The organism is Bradyrhizobium sp. UNPA324 (genome assembly GCF_006658635.1).
Classification (GTDB): Bacteria; Pseudomonadota; Alphaproteobacteria; order Rhizobiales; family Xanthobacteraceae; genus Bradyrhizobium; species Bradyrhizobium nanningense.
The window spans coordinates 3,085,496-3,104,149 of the sequence record NZ_LFJD01000004.1 but is presented as its reverse complement, the minus strand read 5'-3'; the positions used below and the strand labels follow the sequence as shown (position 1 = coordinate 3,104,149).

At 63.2% G+C, this 18,654-nt stretch carries 20 protein-coding genes; 5 read left to right on the top strand and 15 right to left on the bottom strand.

The features are described 5' to 3' along the window. Positions 1–131 precede the first annotated feature (131 nt). The 5 genes from UNPA324_RS15060 to UNPA324_RS15040 all read right to left on the bottom strand — a co-directional run bounded on the left by UNPA324_RS15060 (position 132) and on the right by UNPA324_RS15040 (position 4,425). Entirely contained in the window at positions 132–368 is a 237-nt protein-coding gene (locus tag UNPA324_RS15060) for a hypothetical protein (protein WP_245471873.1), read from the bottom strand. A gap of 250 nt (positions 369–618) precedes the next feature. After that, entirely contained in the window at positions 619–1,737 is a 1,119-nt protein-coding gene (locus UNPA324_RS15055; protein WP_141935018.1) for a helix-turn-helix transcriptional regulator, read from the bottom strand. A 204-nt stretch (positions 1,738–1,941) separates the two neighbouring features. Beyond that, complete coding sequence (locus tag UNPA324_RS15050; RefSeq protein ID WP_128922377.1) at positions 1,942–2,190, bottom strand: DUF6894 family protein; 249 nt, start codon at positions 2,188–2,190, stop codon at positions 1,942–1,944. Positions 2,191–2,292: 102 nt separating this feature from the next. Continuing rightward, a complete protein-coding gene (locus UNPA324_RS15045; protein WP_181769663.1) occupies positions 2,293–3,258 on the bottom strand; it encodes a helix-turn-helix transcriptional regulator in 966 nt (321 codons plus the stop codon). 237 nt (positions 3,259–3,495) lie between these two features. Beyond that, the gene (locus tag UNPA324_RS15040) at positions 3,496–4,425 is read right to left on the bottom strand and encodes a helix-turn-helix transcriptional regulator (protein WP_246667171.1); all 930 of its coding nucleotides are present in this window, start codon (positions 4,423–4,425) and stop codon (positions 3,496–3,498) included. Here UNPA324_RS15040 and UNPA324_RS35725 point away from each other — a divergent pair. Then, positions 4,396–4,800 (top strand): hypothetical protein, encoded by a 405-nt coding sequence (locus tag UNPA324_RS35725; protein ID WP_246667170.1) that lies wholly within the window; start codon positions 4,396–4,398, stop codon positions 4,798–4,800. The two genes, UNPA324_RS15040 and UNPA324_RS35725, sit on opposite strands and share 30 nt — an antisense overlap. Before the next feature lie 146 nt (positions 4,801–4,946). Here UNPA324_RS35725 and UNPA324_RS15035 read toward each other — a convergent pair whose 3' ends face one another. From UNPA324_RS15035 to UNPA324_RS15010, 6 genes are all read right to left on the bottom strand, one after another. Then, entirely contained in the window at positions 4,947–5,444 is a 498-nt protein-coding gene (locus UNPA324_RS15035) for a hypothetical protein (RefSeq protein ID WP_141935016.1), read from the bottom strand. 429 nt (positions 5,445–5,873) lie between these two features. Then, complete coding sequence (locus tag UNPA324_RS15030) at positions 5,874–6,296, bottom strand: hypothetical protein (RefSeq protein ID WP_128922381.1); 423 nt, start codon at positions 6,294–6,296, stop codon at positions 5,874–5,876. 12 nt (positions 6,297–6,308) lie between these two features. Next, on the bottom strand, positions 6,309–6,530 hold the full coding sequence (locus UNPA324_RS15025; RefSeq protein WP_007592399.1) for a hypothetical protein: 222 nt from the start codon (positions 6,528–6,530) through the stop codon (positions 6,309–6,311). 194 nt (positions 6,531–6,724) lie between these two features. Further along, positions 6,725–7,540, bottom strand: a complete 816-nt coding sequence (locus UNPA324_RS15020) for a lytic murein transglycosylase (RefSeq protein WP_128922382.1) — start codon at positions 7,538–7,540, stop codon at positions 6,725–6,727. Positions 7,541–7,659: 119 nt separating this feature from the next. Continuing rightward, positions 7,660–8,463, bottom strand: coding sequence for a shikimate dehydrogenase family protein (locus tag UNPA324_RS15015; RefSeq protein ID WP_128922383.1), 804 nt, complete (start codon positions 8,461–8,463; stop codon positions 7,660–7,662). Next, the gene (locus tag UNPA324_RS15010; RefSeq protein ID WP_141935015.1) at positions 8,460–10,313 is read right to left on the bottom strand and encodes a flavin-containing monooxygenase; all 1,854 of its coding nucleotides are present in this window, start codon (positions 10,311–10,313) and stop codon (positions 8,460–8,462) included. The genes UNPA324_RS15015 and UNPA324_RS15010 overlap by 4 nt, the downstream gene beginning before the upstream one ends. Positions 10,314–10,489: 176 nt before the next feature. Here UNPA324_RS15010 and UNPA324_RS15005 point away from each other — a divergent pair, with 176 nt between their 5' ends. Together UNPA324_RS15005 and UNPA324_RS15000 are read left to right on the top strand one after the other, a co-directional pair. After that, complete coding sequence (locus tag UNPA324_RS15005) at positions 10,490–12,115, top strand: long-chain fatty acid--CoA ligase (RefSeq protein WP_141935014.1); 1,626 nt, start codon at positions 10,490–10,492, stop codon at positions 12,113–12,115. Between the two features lie 47 nt (positions 12,116–12,162). Continuing rightward, positions 12,163–13,374 carry an acyl-CoA dehydrogenase family protein gene (locus tag UNPA324_RS15000; protein WP_141935013.1) on the top strand — a complete coding sequence of 404 codons (1,212 nt, stop codon included), beginning with the start codon at positions 12,163–12,165 and terminating at the stop codon, positions 13,372–13,374. 51 nt (positions 13,375–13,425) lie between these two features. On the opposite strand, the gene UNPA324_RS14995 is transcribed toward UNPA324_RS15000, so the two are convergent. Together UNPA324_RS14995 and UNPA324_RS14990 are read right to left on the bottom strand one after the other, a co-directional pair. Further along, the gene (locus tag UNPA324_RS14995; RefSeq protein WP_141935012.1) at positions 13,426–14,334 is read right to left on the bottom strand and encodes an amino acid ABC transporter substrate-binding protein; all 909 of its coding nucleotides are present in this window, start codon (positions 14,332–14,334) and stop codon (positions 13,426–13,428) included. 176 nt (positions 14,335–14,510) lie between these two features. Beyond that, complete coding sequence (locus UNPA324_RS14990; protein ID WP_164936627.1) at positions 14,511–14,930, bottom strand: nuclear transport factor 2 family protein; 420 nt, start codon at positions 14,928–14,930, stop codon at positions 14,511–14,513. Positions 14,931–15,075: 145 nt separating this feature from the next. Here UNPA324_RS14990 and UNPA324_RS14985 point away from each other — a divergent pair, with 145 nt between their 5' ends. Together UNPA324_RS14985 and UNPA324_RS14980 are read left to right on the top strand one after the other, a co-directional pair. Continuing rightward, the gene (locus UNPA324_RS14985) at positions 15,076–16,317 is read left to right on the top strand and encodes an amidohydrolase family protein (RefSeq protein ID WP_141935011.1); all 1,242 of its coding nucleotides are present in this window, start codon (positions 15,076–15,078) and stop codon (positions 16,315–16,317) included. Between the two features lie 207 nt (positions 16,318–16,524). Next, positions 16,525–16,845: a hypothetical protein gene (locus tag UNPA324_RS14980; protein ID WP_141935010.1), complete on the top strand. Its 321-nt coding sequence runs from the start codon at positions 16,525–16,527 to the stop codon at positions 16,843–16,845. A 16-nt stretch (positions 16,846–16,861) separates the two neighbouring features. On the opposite strand, the gene UNPA324_RS14975 is transcribed toward UNPA324_RS14980, so the two are convergent. Both UNPA324_RS14975 and UNPA324_RS14970 read right to left on the bottom strand, forming a co-directional pair. Next, on the bottom strand, positions 16,862–17,776 hold the full coding sequence (locus UNPA324_RS14975; protein ID WP_141935009.1) for a DUF1932 domain-containing protein: 915 nt from the start codon (positions 17,774–17,776) through the stop codon (positions 16,862–16,864). After that, on the bottom strand, positions 17,776–18,645 hold the full coding sequence (locus UNPA324_RS14970) for a substrate-binding domain-containing protein (protein WP_141935008.1): 870 nt from the start codon (positions 18,643–18,645) through the stop codon (positions 17,776–17,778). The genes UNPA324_RS14975 and UNPA324_RS14970 overlap by 1 nt, the downstream gene beginning before the upstream one ends. Positions 18,646–18,654 lie beyond the last annotated feature (9 nt).

Here is an 18,654-nt window from a genome sequence, read left to right as displayed (position 1 = left end):
CGGGGCAGACGGCCGCCGTGTGCGCAAACGACATTTGTGTCGCCTGGGCGCGGGACCGTTCCAGGATTGCGAGTCCGACCAGCTGAAGAGTGACCAGCGCCGCGGTCAGAACGATCGCGACGATGTTGAAATTACGCGCGCTCGAAGGCCGGCTGGCCGGTGGGACGTTCACCCGCATCAGATCCGTGGGCATTTCTCGAAATATCCTTTTCCTTGCTGACCGAAATGATGTCGTTCAAAGGCAATGTTTCGTCCGGCCGAGCCAGCAGATGGTGATAGCGCCGCAAAGCGCGCTGAGCGTCGATCTTGCGCTGCTCGCGAAACACAGCACCGACGCGAGCGATGATGTCGCGGAACTTGTCGGCCATAAGTGCGATCCTTGGCATGACGATCTCCTCTCAACCTGTACGGGATGATGTTGAGATTCACTCCAGCCTGCTGTGAGTTGCTTCACAGAAAAAACTGACACGTCGAACAAGAAGCCGTGTGACGTGTCTCTAGAAGAGAACGAAAAACATCGCGTCATTCGATCGAACGACGCGCGATAACTTTCTAATGATGTTGCTGTTGGAACCTGGCTGCGAGCTAAAGCGATCAGTCCTATAACGCGGGTGCGCGTCAGTGCAGGAGCGGATTGGAAAATCCCGCCACGAGCTTGACGAGATCGGCCTGACGGGAAACGCTGGTCTTGGCGAAGACGCGATGCAGATGCGTCTTCACTGTCGTTTCGGCGATTCCCAGCGCCGCCGCCGTCTCCGGCACACCCCCGACCTCGACGATCGACTGCAGAACCCTCAGTTCCGCAGGCGTCAATTCGAAGGTGCGGTCGATCAGACCGGCACATGAGCGGCTGTCGAGTTCCGCTTTCCAGACAAGCAAGGCTCCGACGGCCGACGTACGCTCCGTCGCGCCATCGCGCAGCAACGACGGCAGCGCAATCACGTGAGCGACGAAGTGCGATCCGTCATGCGACGTCAGAGGGATCTTTCGGCCCTCGGCCGCCGCGACGGCAACCTCTCCAGGGTCACGGAAGATGTTGCGCAGGTCCCGATTGGCCTCGGGCGATCTCGTCACCAGCCGGCCCGAAATGGAGCGCAGAACATCGTCGGCGGCGAGGATCGTCTCCGCGGCCGGATTGCTGTGGACGATCCGGCAGGCGGAATCGAGCACGATGACGCCGGCATTCAGGCGGTCCACGACGTCGGCCAGCGCGGTCGCGCGTTGCTGCTTCCGCTCGATCGCGCGGTTGATCATCAGCGCCCGGCTCGCATGCGGGACGAGGGACTGCATGCGCGCACGTTGCTCGGCATCGAGCATGTCCCTGCCCGGGATGACGGTCATCAACATCGGACACGGCGACGTCGACTGCTCCAGCACCACGTTGGCGACGTCGACGCAGCCCTGGGGACGCAGCCATTCCTGATAGAAGCGCCCGCGGCGGTACTCGTCGAAATTCACGAGGTCCGGAATGTTGCGCACTTCGCCGTACCGGGGGAGCCGGGCGAGCGGATCGTACTTTGAGTAGGTTTCGGAATAGAGCTGGATGTAGTGCGGATCGACCCCGCAATAATAATGGGTCGCACCGGACTTGCTGACCGTATCCTTCGAAATCAAGCCACAGGCCCGGCTGCCGATGAACGCATTGAGCATGACGACGACTTCGGCCCACAGCTCAGGGTGGAGCCCTGCATCGTAGATGCTCTCGATCAGCTCGGCTTGCTGGGGAACTCGGGACATCCGAAGAGCTATGGTCAAACGCGATTGCGGAAAATGTTCTTCATGCCCTGCGGCTATCGTGAGTCTGTCACGGCGACAAAAGGTTCAACCCCGACAGCGGGTTTGGGCGGATCAATTGACGAACGGATTGGCAAGTCCCGCCGTGAGCTTGACGAGATCGGCCTGCCGGGGAACGCCGGTCTTGGCGAAGACGCGACGCGTTGCTCATGCCTGGTCCCAGCCCTGCTTTTCCCTACACTCCGACCAGACCGGGGCGCGATAGATCTCATTCCCGCCGGCGTCCCTGACACGGATCCAGGCGTCACGATCGCGCAGATCGTCGCGCCAAATGAACAGGTGTCTGGCCATCTCGTCGGCAACGACGAACGTCGCGCCAGCTTGCTCGAAGATCATGCCGCCGGGATCGATCTTCACGATATTGCCGACCAGGAGGTCGAAAAAGAAACGGCGCATTTGATACTCCGGCTGCCGATGCCGCACTGTGGTCGCGTGTTCGCAATCAGGGATCAGGTCGAATCCCCGCACGCGGATTGAAATTGGGAAAGTCGCGCGCGGCTACGGCATCTCGCCGCTCCTGACGTCGCTCGGCGTCGCGTTATAGGTCCGGCGGAAGCAGCGGTTGAAATACGAGAGATCGCCGAATCCGACGTCGTAGGCGATCGAGCTCACCGTCCGCTCGGCATATCCGGGCTCGCGCAGCATGCGATGCGCGCGCTTGACGCGCTGCTCGATCAGGAAGGAGGAGAACGTCTTGCCGTCAGCCTCGAACAGGCGCTGGAGATAGCGCGGCGTCACGCCGAGCTCCTGGGCGACTGAGGCTACCGACAGATCCTGCCGCCAGCAATTGTTGGCAATGGAGACTTTCGCCTTCTGCAGCCGAGCCGCCTTGACGCCGCGCCGTCCGGCCAGCTCCCGCGTCTCGCCGCTCGCGCCGAGGACGACTGCCAGAAGATCATGCAGATGCCGGACCCCGAGTTGCCGGAGCTCGGGCGTCTCGAACGCTTTCTCCCGCACCAGCGTCACCGCATAGTCGACCAGCAGCCTGAGCCCGGTGGACCATCCCGGCATGACACGCATCACGGCATCATCGACATCCACGATCATCGGCGCCAACACACGCCTCGGCACACGCAGCGAAAAGCAGCCCCCCAGCGACAACCGTTCGAACGTCGTGACGTCCTCCGCGCTTGTCAGGACCGCCTCTCCCGCATGGAGCCTCAGGTCGTGCCCTCGCTCGGATATCCCGAGAACGCCGGACCTGTTCACGATCAAGGCGAGACTGTCGTCGCCATCGGCCACCAGCTGCTTGGTGCGGATGACCCGCGCTCCGCACAATCCTCCGATCAACAACTGGGCTCCCGGCAGGACGTGCGACGTGAAGCTCGCCGCGGCCGGCTTTCCTTCTCTTGCCTCGACCTCCGCCTTCAACACTCCGCGACAATAGAAATCGCGAAGCATCGAAATGCGCTCGCATTCTGGAATTTCGTTCGTTGAAACATTGAGAACCGAAAAATCAATCATGCTGCTCACTGCAATCTCTCCAACCGACGAGCAGGCCGGCCATTTGCTGTCGTTCCCTCACACGCGCTTTCGATGCCGACGCGGCATGTTCGTGCGGCACACGCTGCTCTTCTTTTCGGAAGCGCGATATACGAAAGTCTCGAATGACTCGCGTCCTGCGTTCGGATGACCCGCGAGATCGGCTCATCACAATGGATTGAGAGCGCGGCGCGTAACGTCGACGCATGTGAAAACGAATTATACGGCCCCGTCGCCGCCCTGCGTTCGCCGCGCGAACGGCACGGCAAAGCCGGCGGCGATCTTCACCAGATCGGCCTGCCTGCCTGCGCCTGTCTTCTCGAACAGGCGCCCAAGATGCGTTTTCACCGTGGTCTCCGCGACGCCAAGCTTTGCAGCGATGTCGGGAACGCCGCCGATCTCTATGATTGCCATCAGCACGCGCAATTCGGACCGCGTCAGCCTGAAGGCCGCCGCAATCGCGTCGCTGGCGAGCAATGGCAGCATGGAAGCTCTTTGAACGAAGAGCATCGTGGCTGCAGCGTCGCGCGGTAGATTGCCATCCCGCTTCAGCGGAAAGGCATGGAGCAGATAATGCTGCCCATCGGCCGACGTCGCAAGCTCGATCTGACGAGGAGTGTCGGAATGTGTGCCTGCATCGATTTCGCACAGGCCGCGGAATATTTTGTCGGTCTGGGTGTTGCGGGCCACGATCCTGTCGCCAACCAGCGCAAGCAGGTTGGCATCGGCGAACAACTGGCGGCATGCCGCGTTGGCGTGGACGACCCGGCCGTCCGCGTCGAGCAGGCAGATCGCCGTGTTCAATCCGTCGAGCACGTCGGCAAGGTCGTCCACCGTATGAGAGCGGGCGCGGATGTGCCGGCCCATGAACTGCGACCGCTGGATGTGCGGGGCAAGCAGCCGCATGCGTTCACGCATGGAGTCGTCGACGGTTCCGCGGGAGCGATGGCGCAACACCTGGAGAATCGTGGTGCGGGCGACCGTCTTCTCGAGTGCGACCGTGGCGAGGTCGATCGCCCCTTGCGGTTCCACCCACTCGCGATAGAAGCTCGTATCCAGAAAATCCGCATGGGGCATGATGTCGGTGACGCCGATCGTCTGTTCGGACGCGCGAGAGAGATGGCGATCGAGCAGAAGGTCGAGCTCCACATAGCGGTCGCGATAAAGCTGGCGGAAACGCGCATCGGTTCCAAAATGCTGGTGAATCTCGATCGAAAGCCGCGCCGAATCCCTGGACACGATCATCGCGGCACAACCGCCGACGTAATGCGCAACCTGCTCCAGTGCGCCGCTACGCAGCGCGGGATCGACCGCCGCATCGTAGATCTCGCCGATGAGGGACGAGAACCGATTTGCCTGGTAGGTGGTCATCGGGCGGACAACACAATCTGCGCGCGCCCCGTGCGAGACGCAGAGCCCGCGATCCGGGAACCAGGGGAGAAGACGGGCCGGTCAATTGCCGCGTTCGACGAGGAAAAGACGTGGCAGCCAGATGCTGGAATATCGAACATCGTCCTTGCGTAACGTCAACCGCAGGGTGCGGCTTGGACTGTTTCGCCAAAGACTAGGATAAATGCGAACAGCGCGCGGACTGTGTGCGATGAGTCACGCGCCTGCTCGCTGCGACTCGGGGCTGCCGTCCCGTCGGCTTCACGGCCGGCATCGGCAATCTATTTCCTGTTCTCCTCGCAGAACTTCAATGCGGCTAGCGCTTCGCCTGCGCGCGGTATCTGCATCTCGATACTGTCGTCATCATCGTCCTCGAAGTCGAGCGTGAGGCGCTTGGCCTTCGACAGGCGGTCCATCATCGACTGGTCGTACTCGAAGATGCCGCGCACGGTGGTCTTGTCCATGACCTCCCACTTCGCTTTCTTCATGATATCTGCATCGTCAGTGCCGACATCGACCCGGAGGATCTCGCCGGTCGTCTCCCACTCCCAGCCGTCGTAGATCATCACGATCACGATCGCCTTCTCGGAATAGGTGATCACGATGACGTAGTCGCGGTTCTCGTCATCCTTGTCCTTGTAACCCCGGCTCGCATTGCAATGGGTGTCCTGCGTCCGCTTCTCGATGGTCCAGTCGCCGACCCTGGATTGTTGCGCAAGTGCCGGCCCAGCGCCCAGGACTCCCGCGGTCAGCAAGACGGCGAGAAGGAATCGTTTCATGTCGGCCTCCAGCGCGTTCCCCGGGCCGAGATGACCACCTCTGCGGGAGGGCCGCAAGGGTCCGCGCCAGCTGCAAGACGTGCCTGGATCCTTATCCGGCCCCGGCATTGGGTGCGGCCGCAGCGCACAAACCTGCCCCCTGGGTTCCGCGCGAAACCCCATTCCCCACGCGACGAAACACCCCTGAAACAGATCGCCGGTTAAGTGGTTGTCAAAACAAGTACAGGGACGGCCACCATGCAATTCCTTCTCGACCTGATCTACGAATATTCCTGCTGTCAAAACCTCGTCGCCCAGCCGCCACAGGAGGACGAGCTATGATCGAGCTGATCTCCGCCCTTCTCGCCCTTTGCAGCGTCGGCGTTTTTGCGGCGCACGCGCTGGATGCGTACCGCACCACGCATTACTGACCGCTTCGGTTCTCCGGCGCTAGAACGGCCGCCGGTAGAAATGCTCCGAATGCGTTGCCGGCGGAAACCGGTTGGCAAGCGCCAAGGCTCCCTTCTCGTCCGTCTCGAGCGCGATCTTCTGCGCCAGCATCACATCGCCGGGCACCAGAAAGCCTGACGGGACGAAGCACCAGCCCATCGTCGCATGCCCGGCCTCGTCGATCTCGTGGACATTGGCGGCCGTGCCGTAATGAATACGGTAGGTCTTGCCGGTGTCACAGCCGACCACGTCGAAGTACCGGTGCTCTTCGAACTGCGCGCGCTGCGCCGGCGACAGCCATTCGGCCAGAAGCCGACGGCCCCGGGCATCCGGCGTGTTCTCGCCGAAGAACCGCCGATAGAGTTCACGCAGCGCATGCAGACGCGCACGCGCCGGCGCGCGGAGCCAAACTGCCGCGATCATGAGCAGCTCAGATCAGCCGCCGACCAGGCGCGGGTAGAACAGCGTTTCCTGCGCGGTCGGATCGAACGATCTGATGCGGGTGACTTCGCCAGGCCCGGTTCGCAGGGCGGCGGTGAAGCCGGCGCCGGTCAGCTCCCGAAAGCGTCGTTCGGCTCGCGCCAGCGCTTCGGCATTGCCAGGATCAAACTCGTGGCGCGTATCGCCCGTCTGGTCCATCACGATCTGGGTTGCCATGTTGAGTCTCCTCATGCCCAGCCCTGAATCTGATCAAAGCAAACGTCGTGCCGTCGGTTCCCGATAGCAACAACTTTCTCGCGCCAGCGCATCACGCCTTGCTGAACAAGAGCGTTTTCGAGCGAAGTGGACGCCGGTTCGCGTAAAGAAAACGCGCCAAAACAAGAATCGAGAGCGCCGAAACGGGGCTCTCGTCAGCGCAAGGCGGCCGCCCCTCCGCCCTCGTCGATCTGCCGGCCCATCAGCGCGATCGCCTTCTGATAGACGCCGGCCGCATTCCAGGCCTCGATGGCGGCGAAATTCGGCTCGCCCGGCTGGTATCCCGCTCCCGCGCGCCAGCCATGGGCCTTAAGGAAATTCGCCGTCGAGTTCAGCGCATTGGCGGCCACATCGAGATTGCCGGTGCCGTAGGCCAGGATGTTCTTGGGCATGAACTGGGTCTGGCCGACCTCCCCGTGCATGGAGCCGCGGGTCGCCCCCGACAGCGTACCGCGGTCGATCAGCTTCAGGGCGGCATAGAGCTGGTCGGTGAAGAATTCGGGACGGCGGCAGTCATAGGCCAGGGTTGCGATCGACGACAGCATGTTCTGGTTGCCGCGTTGGCTGCCAAAGCCGGTCTCCATGCCCCAGATCGCGATCAAGGGTCCGGGCGGGACGCCGTAGCGCTGCTGGATGGAGGCGAACAAGGCAGCCTGCGACTGCTTGAGCTGCCGCCCCTTGGCGACGATGGTGGTGGCGCCGCGCTTGGCGAGGAACTGGTCGAGCGTCAACGAAAAGCTGCGCTGGCCGCGGTCGGCGGCGATGGTGGCACTGGCGTAGTTGGCCTGCATCAAGGCCGAGAGCGCGGTCTGACCGATGCCCTTGCCTTGCGCCTCCGAGCTGAACTCGCGCTTCCAGGCCTCGAAGCCGCCGGGCCCGTTGCCGCAAGTGGCGGCCTCGGCCATGGACAGAGAGAGTAGCAGCGCGGTCGCGCCAATCACCGCCGTTGCGACTGTCCTGCCCTTGATCATTGCGCGTTCCTTTTGCTGCTGCGCGACCGGCTCGCGCGAGCGCATGATCCTACGTCGGTTGCCATCGCTCAAGTCCCGACGGCACCAATCAATCCGGTCAAAGCCCTTGACACCAGCGGTCACGCCTCATCCGTTCCCAGCAGGAAATCCACCATGATGCTCTGATGCCGCTGGTACATATCCGTGCCGGTCGCCGTGACACAGCCGAGCATTCGGGCTGCTGCGATGAATGGCGAGACCTCGGGCCTGGTGATGACGCAGCCGCAATAGGCCGACGGCGCGAGTCGCGCGACGTCGACCGGCAGCGGATCGCCTTCTTTCATCCCCGCGGGCGTCGCATTGGCGACAAAATCGAAGCCGGCAGGGTCCATGGTGCCGGCCCGCACCGACGCCTTGCCGAGGGCGTTGAGCCGGCCGATCAGCGCGTCCCGGCGCCCGGCCAGGCCGTCATGAATGGCAAGCTCGCTGACGCCGGCCTCCACCAGCTCGAGTGCGATCGCCGATCCCGCACCGCCTGCGCCGACAAGCAGCGCCCGCATGCCTCTGGGATCGATCCCCTTCGCCCGCGCCGCACCGAGGAAGCCGAGACCATCCACCATGTCGCCGTGCCACGAGCCATCGGCGCGCCGCCGCATCAGGTTCACGACACCCAGGAAATGAGCGCGATCGGTCGCACTCGTGCAGGCCTGGTAGCAGGCGAATTTATGAGGGATGGTCACGACGATGCCGTCGAGGTTCTTCAGGCGCGCCGCGACCGAAAGGAAATCGGGCAAGTCCGCTGGCGCGACCTGAACGGGCATGAGAATGCCATCGTGCCCCCGCGCGGCAAAGGCGGCGCTCACGCCTGCCGGCGAGCGCACCTGCGCGATGGGATCGCCGACAATGACGTAGAGCCGTGTCGCACCTGTTGGGGCAGGAATCATGCCGTTCGAGCCGGAGCTGGGGAGCCGTCTCCCGAGGTCAGTTCGAGTCCATCCAGATTGCCTTCCTTGCGCCATTTGTCGAGCAGCCGCAGGAACGCCACCGGCCCGCGCCAATATTGGCTGTTTCTCGCCGCGATCGGATCGAACACGCCTTCGTTATTGTAGTAGCCGGGCGTGCATTCCGCGAGATAGGTCTGCCGGCCGATCGCGGCCTTGACGACCTCGTCGACCCAGGCATTCTCGGCGGCGAGCGTCGGCTCCAGCGTTCTGGCGCCGCGCTTGCGTGCCTGATCGATGACATAGGCGATGTGTCGCGACTGCTCGTCGATGATATGCGGGAAGTTGGCGCTCTGGCCGGCCTGCACCGTGACGATCAGGAAGCAATTCGGGAAGCCGCGGCTGTAGAAGCCGTGCATGGTCTTGACGCCGCCCTGCCAGCGCTTGGACAGGCTCATGCCGTCGCGGCCATAGACCTCAAAGCCCATGCGGCGGGCGTAATCGGTGCCGACCTCGAAACCGCTGGCGTAGATCAGGCAGTCGAGCTCGTAGGCCCTGCCGCCAGCTACCACGGCGTTTTCCGTAATGCGTTCGACACCCTGCCCTCTGGTGTCGACAAGATGCACGTTGGGACGATTGAAGGTGTCGAGATATTCGTCGTGGAAACACGGCCGCTTGCAGAACGCCTTGTACCAGGGCTTGAGCGCGTCCGCCGTCGCCTTGTCCTTGACGACCGCGTCGACGCGGGCGCGGATCTCCTCCATCTTGCGGTAGTCGGCCCGCTCGATGACCTTCAGCGCCTCTTCCATCGAGGTCACCGGTTGCGGCTGACGGCGCGGCGCCAGCAGGATCTCGCCGAGCAGACCGGTCCAGCCATCCTGCACCAGATCCCGCTCGAACGGCTCGCCTGATATCACGGCGGTGAAATTGTCCATGCGCTCGCGCTGCCAACCGGGCTTGAGGCCCTGCGTCCAGCCCTGATCCGTCGGACGGTCGTCGCGCACGCCGATCGCGGACGGCGTGCGCTGGAAGACATAGAGCTCTTTCGCCGAACGGCCGAGATGCGGCACGCATTGCACGGCGGTGGCGCCGGTGCCGATGATGCCGACGCGCTTGTCGGCAAGTTCGGTCAGGCCGCCATCGGCGTTGCCGCCGGTGTAGCCGTAGTCCCAACGGCTGGTATGAAAGCTGTGGCCCCTGAAGGTTTCGATGCCGGGAATGCCCGGCAGCTTCGGCCGGCTGAGCGGACCTCCCGCGAGAATGACGAAGCGTGCGCGGATCTGGTCGCCCCGATCGGTCTCGACCAGCCAACGCGCCTCCCGCTCCTGCCACACCATCCGCGAGATGACGGTCTGAAACAGCGCGCGCTCGTAAAGACCGAAATGACGGCCGATGCGGCGGGAATGCTCATAGATCTCCGGCGCCCGGGCGTATTTGCGCACCGGCATGTAGCCGGTCTCTTCCAGCAGCGGCAGATAGATGTAGCTCTCGGTATCGCAGGCAGCCCCGGGATAACGATTCCAGTACCAGGTGCCGCCGAAATCGGCGGCCTTTTCCACGATGCGGAAATCATCGATGCCAGCCTCGCGCAAGCGCGCGCCACAGAGAAGCCCGCCGAAGCCGCCGCCGACGACCAGCACCTCGGTCTCTTCACTGACAGGTGCGCGCGCAAATCCCGGATCGGCCCAGGGGTCGTCAAGGTAGCGACCGAAATCGCCTGCGACCTCGACATACTGAGCCTTGCCCTCGGCACGCAAACGACGATCGCGCTCGTCGCGATAGCGCGCGCGGAGCGCCGCAATATCGACGGTAGGTTCGCCGGCTGTACCGGTCTTGTGTCTTTCCGCTGACATGCATTTCCTCCACGGAGAACGCTGCTTCGCCGGCAGCTCACTCACGTTAGCCCTGAAAAAGTGACGCATGCAATCACGTCCAACGCTTTTTGCGTGAACGCCGCGCGGCGTTCCGCTAACCTGAAGCACAAACCGCAAGCGTACGCCACGCAACGACGTGGCTTCCGGAGGAGACCATGCAGGGATTGATGATGGACATGCCGCTTCTGATCAGCGGCCTGATCCAGTATGCCGCCGATTATCACGGCGAGGCCGAGATCGTCGCACGCGAGATCGAGGGCGACATTCATCGCTATACCTATGCGGACGCCCACCCGCGCATCAAGCGCATGGCGCTGGCATTGAAGCGGCTTGGTATGAAGCAAGGCGACCGCGTCGGCACACTCGCCTGGAACACCCACCGTCATTTCGAGATGTTCTACGCGGCGCCCGGCATGGGCTATGTGCTGCACACCATCAACCCGCGGCTGTTTCCCGAGCAGCTTGTTTACATCATCAACCACGCCGAAGACCGCCTGCTGTTCATCGACCGCGCCACGCTGCCGATCGTCGAAGCGATCGCGCCGCAGCTCAAGACGATCGAGGCCTACGTCGTCATGTCCTCGCGCGAGCGGATGCCCGAGACGAAGCTAGAAAACGTGCATTGCTATGAGGAGCTTCTGGCACGCGAGAACGACGCCGGATTCACCTGGCCCGAGTTCGACGAAAAATCCGCATCGACCATCTGTTACACCTCGGGCACGACGGGCAACCCGAAGGGCGTCATCTATTCGCACCGCGCCGCGATCCTGCAGACCATGACTTGCTGCAATTTCGACTTCCTGCCGGGCCATGTCGAAGGCGTTCGCGAGGTGATGATGCCGATGGCGCCGCTGTTCCACGGCAATGGCTGGAATATGCCGTTCACCGCGCCCTATACCGGCTCGAAGCTGGTGCTGCCCGGCCGCAACTACGAGCCCGACAAGCTCTATGAATTGCTCGAGGGCGAGAAGGTGACGCTCTCGGCCGGCGTGCCGAGCTTCTGGCTGATCCTGCTCGACTGGCTCGGGCGCACCGGCAACAAATTCTCGACACTGCGCGCAACGCTGTCGTCGGGCTCGGCCCCGCCGCGGGCGATGGTCGAGAAGCTGAAGCGCGAGTACGGCATCGACTACATCCAGGCCTGGGGCATGACCGAGGCCCTGGGCTGCTCGATGCCGGGCTTGCGGCCCGGCTCGGAGCACCTCACAGAGAAGGAGAAGTTCGATCGGCGTCAGGTGTCCGGCCGCGCCTGTTTCGGCACCGCCTTGCGCATCGTCGACGACGCCGGAAACGAGCTGCCGCGCGACGGCAAGACCGTCGGTCATCTGCGCGCCCGCGGCCCCTGGGTCGCCTCCGGCTATATGAAGCTGGACGAAGGTCTCGACCGCGACGGCTGGCTGATCACTGGGGACATGGCGGTGATCGACCCGCAAGGTCACGTCACGCTGACCGACCGCTCCAAGGACGTGATCAAGTCCGGCGGCGAATGGATCTCCTCGATCCAGCTCGAGGACGTCGCACTGTCGCATCCCGATGTGCTTCAGGCCGCGGTGGTCGCGATCAACCATGAGAAATGGCAGGAGCGCCCCCTCCTGCTCGTCGTCCGCAAGAAGGGTTCGACTGTCGACGGCAAGACGCTGCTCGACCACATGCGCCCGAAGGTCGCGAGCTGGTGGCTGCCGGACGCCGTCGAATTCCTCGACGAGTTTCCAATGACGGGGACCGGCAAGGTGCTGAAGTCGGCTCTGCGCGAGAAATTCAAAGAGTATCGCGTCGCGTAAGCCGCCGCGCCCAAAAAGATTCCGTCCATCGATCGAGGAAGCCAAAGATGATCTACCCGATGTCGCCGAAGGTCGTCGAGCTCAAGCGCAAGCTCGAAAGCTTCATGGACCGGCACATCTATCCGAACGAGGAGCGGTTCTATCGCGAGGCGGAAGAGCTGGGCCCCTGGAAGGTCTATCCCGTCGTCGAAGAGCTGAAGCCGCTGGCGCGCGCGGAAGGTCTCTGGAACCTGTTCCTGCCGGAGAGCAGCCACGGCGCGGGCCTCACCAACCTCGAATACGCCCCGCTCTGCGAGGTGATGGGCCGTTCGCATCTGGCGCCCGAGGTGTTCAACTGCTCGGCACCCGACACCGGCAACATGGAGGTGCTGGAGCGCTATGGCACCGAGAAGGACAAGGAGCGCTGGCTGAAGCCGCTGCTATCAGGCGAAATCCGCTCCTGCTTCGCCATGACGGAGCCTGCGGTCGCATCGTCCGATGCGACCAACATCGAAAGCTCGATCGTGCGCGACGGCGACCATTACGTCATCAACGGCCGCAAATGGTACACGACAAACGCGACCGACCCGCGTTGCAAGATCTGCATCTTCATGGGCAAGACCGATCCTGACAACCCCAACCGCCACAAGCAGCAATCGATGATCCTGGTGCCGATGGACACGCCGGGCATCGAGGTGAAGCGCCCCCTGCCCGTGTTCGGCTTCTACGGCGTGCCCGATCGGGCCTCCGAAGTCGTCTTCACCAATGTGCGGGTGCCGAAGGAGAACATGCTGCTCGGCGAAGGCCGCGGCTTCGAGATCGCGCAGGGCCGCCTCGGGCCCGGCCGCATCCATCACTGCATGCGGCTGATTGGATTAGCCGAACGCACGCTGGAGAAGATGTGCCGCCGCGTCCGCAGCCGCGTCGCCTTCGGCAAGCCGGTCTCCGAGCAGACGGTGACGCAAGAGCGCATCGCGGAAGCCCGAATCATGATCGAGCAGGCCCGGCTGCTGACGCTCAACGCCGCCTATGCCATGGACACGGTCGGCAACAAGGTGGCGAAGAGCGAGATCGCCATGATCAAGGTCGCCGTGCCCAACATGGCCTGCCAGGTCATCGACTGGGCGATCCAGGCCCATGGCGGCGGCGGCACCTCCAACGATTTCGGCTTGACCCAGGCCTACGCCACCGCGCGCCTGCTGCGGCTGGCGGACGGGCCGGATGAGGTTCACCGGAACCAGATCGCACGCATCGAGCTGAAGAAATATTCGAACGCGTAGGGCGACGGTGCCCTCTTCCGCAAGGGGAGAGGGCACCGCAATGCACAGCCCTCAATTCACCACATAAACGTCGGGATCGGCGCTGGAGCTCGGCTTCTTGAAGGCGTTGCGCAGGGCCGGCGACATCGGAACGTTATAGTTGAGGCCGTTCGGCGGCGTCGGCGATTGCAGCCATTTTTTGTAGAGCACCTCGATCTCCGGGCTTGCGTAGAGCTCCGCGGTGGCGCGATCGGCGAGCGCCTTGAACGGCGCATCCTCCCGCCGCAGCATGATGCCGTAAGGCTCCGGCTTCGAGAACGCCTCCTCGCTGATCATGTAGAGTTGCGGCTCCTTGGAGCGCGCGATCGCGACGGCCAGCTGCACGTCGTCGAGGGCGTAGGCCTGGGCGCGATCGGTCTCCAGCAGCAGGAAGGCCTCGGCCTGGTCCTTGGCCGGCATGATGTTGATGCCGAGATTGCGCTCGGTGTTGACCTTGGCGAGCTGCGTCAGGTTGACCGAGCCGGCCACGGCCGTGACCGCCTTGCCTTTGAGGTCGTCGATGGTGTTGATCTTCGCGGCCTTCTTGGCAGCGAAGCGCGTCGCGCTGAGGAAATGCGTGTTGGTGAAGGCGACCTGCTTCTGGCGGTCGGCGTTGTTGGTGGTGGCCGAGCAGTGCAGATCGAGCGTGCCGTTGACCATCAGCGGGATGCGGTTCGACGAGGTCACGGCGAGCGTGTCAACGGTAATGCCGGGCATGCCGAGCTGCTTCTTCACGGCCTCGACGATCCTGAGGCAGATGTCCATGGCAAAGCCGACCGGCTTTTGGTTGCCGTCGAGATAGCTGAACGGGACCGAGGCCTCCTGATAGCCGAGCGTGATCTTCTTGGTCTCTTTGACCTTCTGGAGGGTACCCGACAGATCTTCGGCCGAGGCTGCACTCGCAAGACATGTCAGGGCCAGGATAACAATAGGTAGACGCATCGGCTGCTCCTCGAGGGGGCTGGCGCCTCCATGCCGGGCGCAAGCGCGGAATTTGATAGCGCGGCCTCGCTCCAGCCGCCAGATGTGCTTGCGCCTATCAGCTATCGCAGCCTTTGATATGAAGAGTGGCGTTGCGCTTCCGCCGAAACAGCCCCGCCCGAACGGCGAGATGGCCCTTACGCGTCGATGCCGCGCTGGACCAGGATGCGCTCGGCACTGTCGTTCCAGACGTCCATCTTGGTGATCTTGCCATTGCGTACCACGAAGCGGTCGACGTAACGGTTGCCCTCGAACGGAGTGCCATCCATCCATTCGCCGTAGAGCGTGCCGACGCTGTAAACTACGGTCTCGCCGTCGCCGGGGCAGACGTCGAACCGGTCCATCCTCTTCTTGACCCAGCGGTAGCGCTTGGCGTTAAAAGCGGTCGGGCCGCGAGGATGATCGAACGTGCGCCCGCCGGTGAAGGTGATCACGGTGCCCGGCGCCATATAGGCCGCTGCAGCGTCCGGATCGGGAATCATCGAAGCCGTGAGATAGGCCTCGACGATCGCAGCGTCGGACAATTGAGCGTTTTCGGCTCTTGCGGCAACGGACATGGCTGACTCTCCGGCGGATTCGCGGAATATTACCGCCACACGCGCGAAATCCGTGCATATATTTTGAACATTTGCCTCGCTACACTGCCGACAATCTGGAGCCGCCGATCCCGGCTGATTGCTCTAAATTACGTCCGCAAGAGCCATGATCACCCAGCCCGCCTTCGACCTGATCTTCCGTAGCGCATTGTTGCGATCATCCGCCACGCCCGTCGATATCGGCATGAAAGGCGGCCGGATCGCCGCGATCGAGCCAAAGCTCGCCTGCGAAGCGGTCGAGGTCGATATCGGCGGGCGTCTAACCCTGCCCGGCTTCGTCGACACCCACATCCATCTCGACAAGGCCTGCCTGCTCGACCGCTGTGGGCATAATCACGGCAGTCTCGGCGACGCTATCCGGGCGGTGTCGGCGATGAAGCGCGACTTCACCGTTGAGGACGTCTACGCCCGCGGCGCCAAGGTGCTCGAGCGCGCGATCGTGCGCGGCACGACGCGCATGCGCACGCATGTGGAGATCGATCCACGGATCGGCCTGCGCAGCTTCGAAGCAGTGAAGGCGCTGAGGCGCGATTACGCCTGGGCGATCGACCTGTCGCTCTGCGTCTTCCCGCAGGAAGGCCTGACCAACGATCCCGGGGCTGAGGACCTGCTGATCCAGTCCTTGCGCGACGGCGGCGACGTGATCGGTGGCTGTCCTTATACCGACACCGATCCGGACGCGCATCTCGAGCGCATCTTCGATCTCGCGCAGAAGTTTGACGTCGATGTCGATCTTCACCTGGATTTCGATCTCGATCCCTCCTGGTTCCACCTCGACGAAGTCTGCCGGCAGACCGAGCGGCGCAACTATCACGGGCGGGTCACGATCGGCCATGCGACAAAGCTCTCGGCCCTGCCGCCGGAGCGAATGAAGGCTGCCACCGCGCAACTGACAAGAGCCGGCGTCGCCGTCACCGTGCTGCCGGCGACCGATCTCTATTTGATGGGGCGCGAGGCCGCCCACAACGCGCCGCGCGGGCTGACACTCGCCCACAAGCTCGCGGGCGATGGCGTCGTGTGCTCGGTCGCGACCAACAACGTGCTCAATCCCTTCACACCGTTCGGCGACGCCTCGCTGCTGCGGATGGCGAACTTCTACGCCAATGTCGCGCACGCCTCCGTGAACGATTTCGACACCTGCCTCGATCTCGTGACCGAACAGCCGGCACGGCTGATGAACCTCGACGATTACGGCATCAAGGTCGGCAATCCCGCCGATCTCATCGTGCTTGATACGCAAGACAGCCGCTTCGCCGTCGCCGAGCTGCCAGACATCATGATGGGCTTCAAGCGCGGCCGGCAGACCTTTGAGCGGCAGCGGCCCGTTCTGTTCCGGCCCGGGAGCTGATCGCGTTTCCAGCCGAAACTCCAATGGTAAAATCGTGGGGAAACGCGGCCGATCATCGGGCGTTTCGCGCTGATTTTGCCGCGGATCTTTCCTCAAATCCGAGTCCGGTAGAATCCCGGACCGTAGCTGCGCGCATTGCACAAGAGGCCGTCCGGATCATACTAAGGGGCGCTCTGAACCATCTGGGTTCAGTGGGGAAGTCTGTCTATGTTCAGCGCATTCAGTAGCAACGATTATCGCTCCAATCGGGCCAACACGCCTGCGGAATCGGCCGTCAAACGATTGAATGGAATCGGCGAAGTCCTATCGAGCCTCGATATCTCGGCGGTCCACACGCAGGACGACATGACCCGCGCGCTCTGGACGCTCGATACCGCCGACAAGTGCATCCGCATGATCCTTTCGGAGTTTCGCACGGCGCCTGCCAAGGAGCAGGTCGTCCGCAAGGCCAAGAGCCTGATCGGTCTGATCGAGCTCGCCCGCGACGAAATCTCGAACTATCGCGACGACGGCAGGGTGTTGAGCTGAACGCACGCGTTCGGCGTCAGCGCTTGATCTTCGCCAGTATCCGGTCTGCCTCGGTACGCCAATCAGCGCTGCGGGCGAATTCCTTGGTGCCCCTGGCGCCGAACAGCCCTTCATCGGCGAGGTCAGCCACCCACGCCTGCCGTTCAGCAGTGCCTTGCGCGGACCATGGTGTCAGTCCCGCCTCACGTACGGTCTCGGCAACCTCCCGCACTTCCTCGGCACGCCGGCGTCCGTGCTCGATCACGCGCTGGAAGAAATAGGCGCCCTGCTTCTCCCAGTTGATCCCGGGAAACGTCTCCGCGAGCGAGGCCAGCACGGCATCCTCGACCCCATAGGCGCGCGCGGTCGTGAAACTCTCGATGACCATGGCCTCAAGACCCTTGATCATGATGCTGCGGCACATCTTCACCGCGGAGGACACACCGAGCTCGTCGCTCGCAACCTTCGCGGCAAAGCCGATCGCGTTCAAAAGCGGCTCGATCTCCCTCGCGCCGGGACCGCCGAGCAGCAGCGGCACCTTGATGCGATAGGGCGGCACCGAGGTCATCACCGCGCCCTCGACATAGCGACCGCCTCCGCCATCGATCAGGGCTGACGCACGCTGCTTGGCGCCGGGAGAGGCCGCATTGAAATCGAGGAACCAGGTGCCCTGGTTGATCGCGGCGGCACAGGCCTTTGCCACCGGCACGGCCTGGCTGGCGGTGACGGCGGAGATGATGAAGTCGCATTTCGCAGTCAGTTCGGCGTGCGAAACCGCGAGCGTCACACCGAATTTTGCCGCATGCTGCTTCAGCGAGGTACCCTGCTCGCTTCCGAGCTTGATGTCGTAGGCTAAGACCTTGATATCCTGCTGACGCAAATCCTCGGCCAGGATCCGGCCGACCTCGCCATACCCAACCAGCCCGATCTGCCAGCGCTTCGGATCGGCCATCAGTTCAATCCTCGTGTCGTCTCGTCGAACAGCTCCTCGACCGCATAGCGGCGCGGGATCAGCGCCTGCTGGAAGGCGTAGTCGACAATCAGCTCGAGCGGCTTCCTGTTGGCCTCGATCCCGAACGGAACGAGATCGGGTGCGGTCGCAAGCCCTACCTGCTCCTTGTTCCGCTTGAGCAGATCATAAACGCCCGCGACCACGTCAGGACGGGATTTTGCGAGCTGCTCGGTCACGACCACGAGATGATTGACGGGCACGACGCCGCGATGGGCATACCATTTGGCGGCCTCCGCGGCCGGATCGGGGAAGAGTGGTTTCAGCTTGGGATCGTTCGAAGTCTCGCCAAGCACGGCATCGAGCTCGCCGTCCAGCAGCATTTGCAGGATCTTCTTGTCCTTGGCCGCGCGCTCGGTGGTGTCGACATATTCCGCCACGTGCGGATCCTCGAAGGTGATCCAACGGATCTTGTCGAGGTTGACGCCGTAGTCGTTGGCGAGGATACCCCTGATCCAGGCGCCGGTCGTCGTCGTGAACGACCGGATACCGACGCGCTTGCCTTCGAGATCGGACGGTCCGAACGATCCACGTGCAGGATCGTAGAGCGCATAGGAATGCTGGAAGCGCCCGAGCATGGCCGCCGGCAACAGGACCAGCGGCTTGCCATGCGCCTTCGCCATTAGAAAGGTGACGATCGCCATCTCGCAGACGTCGAAGGCCTGCTCCCTCACCATCGGCTTGAACGCGGTGTTGGTCGGCGTGTACTCGATGAAGTCCAGGTCGAAGAGGTCGGAGCGCAGCGCGCCGCTCTTCACCGCCTGCACATGGGGGTGACTGCCGAGCACGGCCTTCAGCTTGAGACGATCCATCCACCCGCT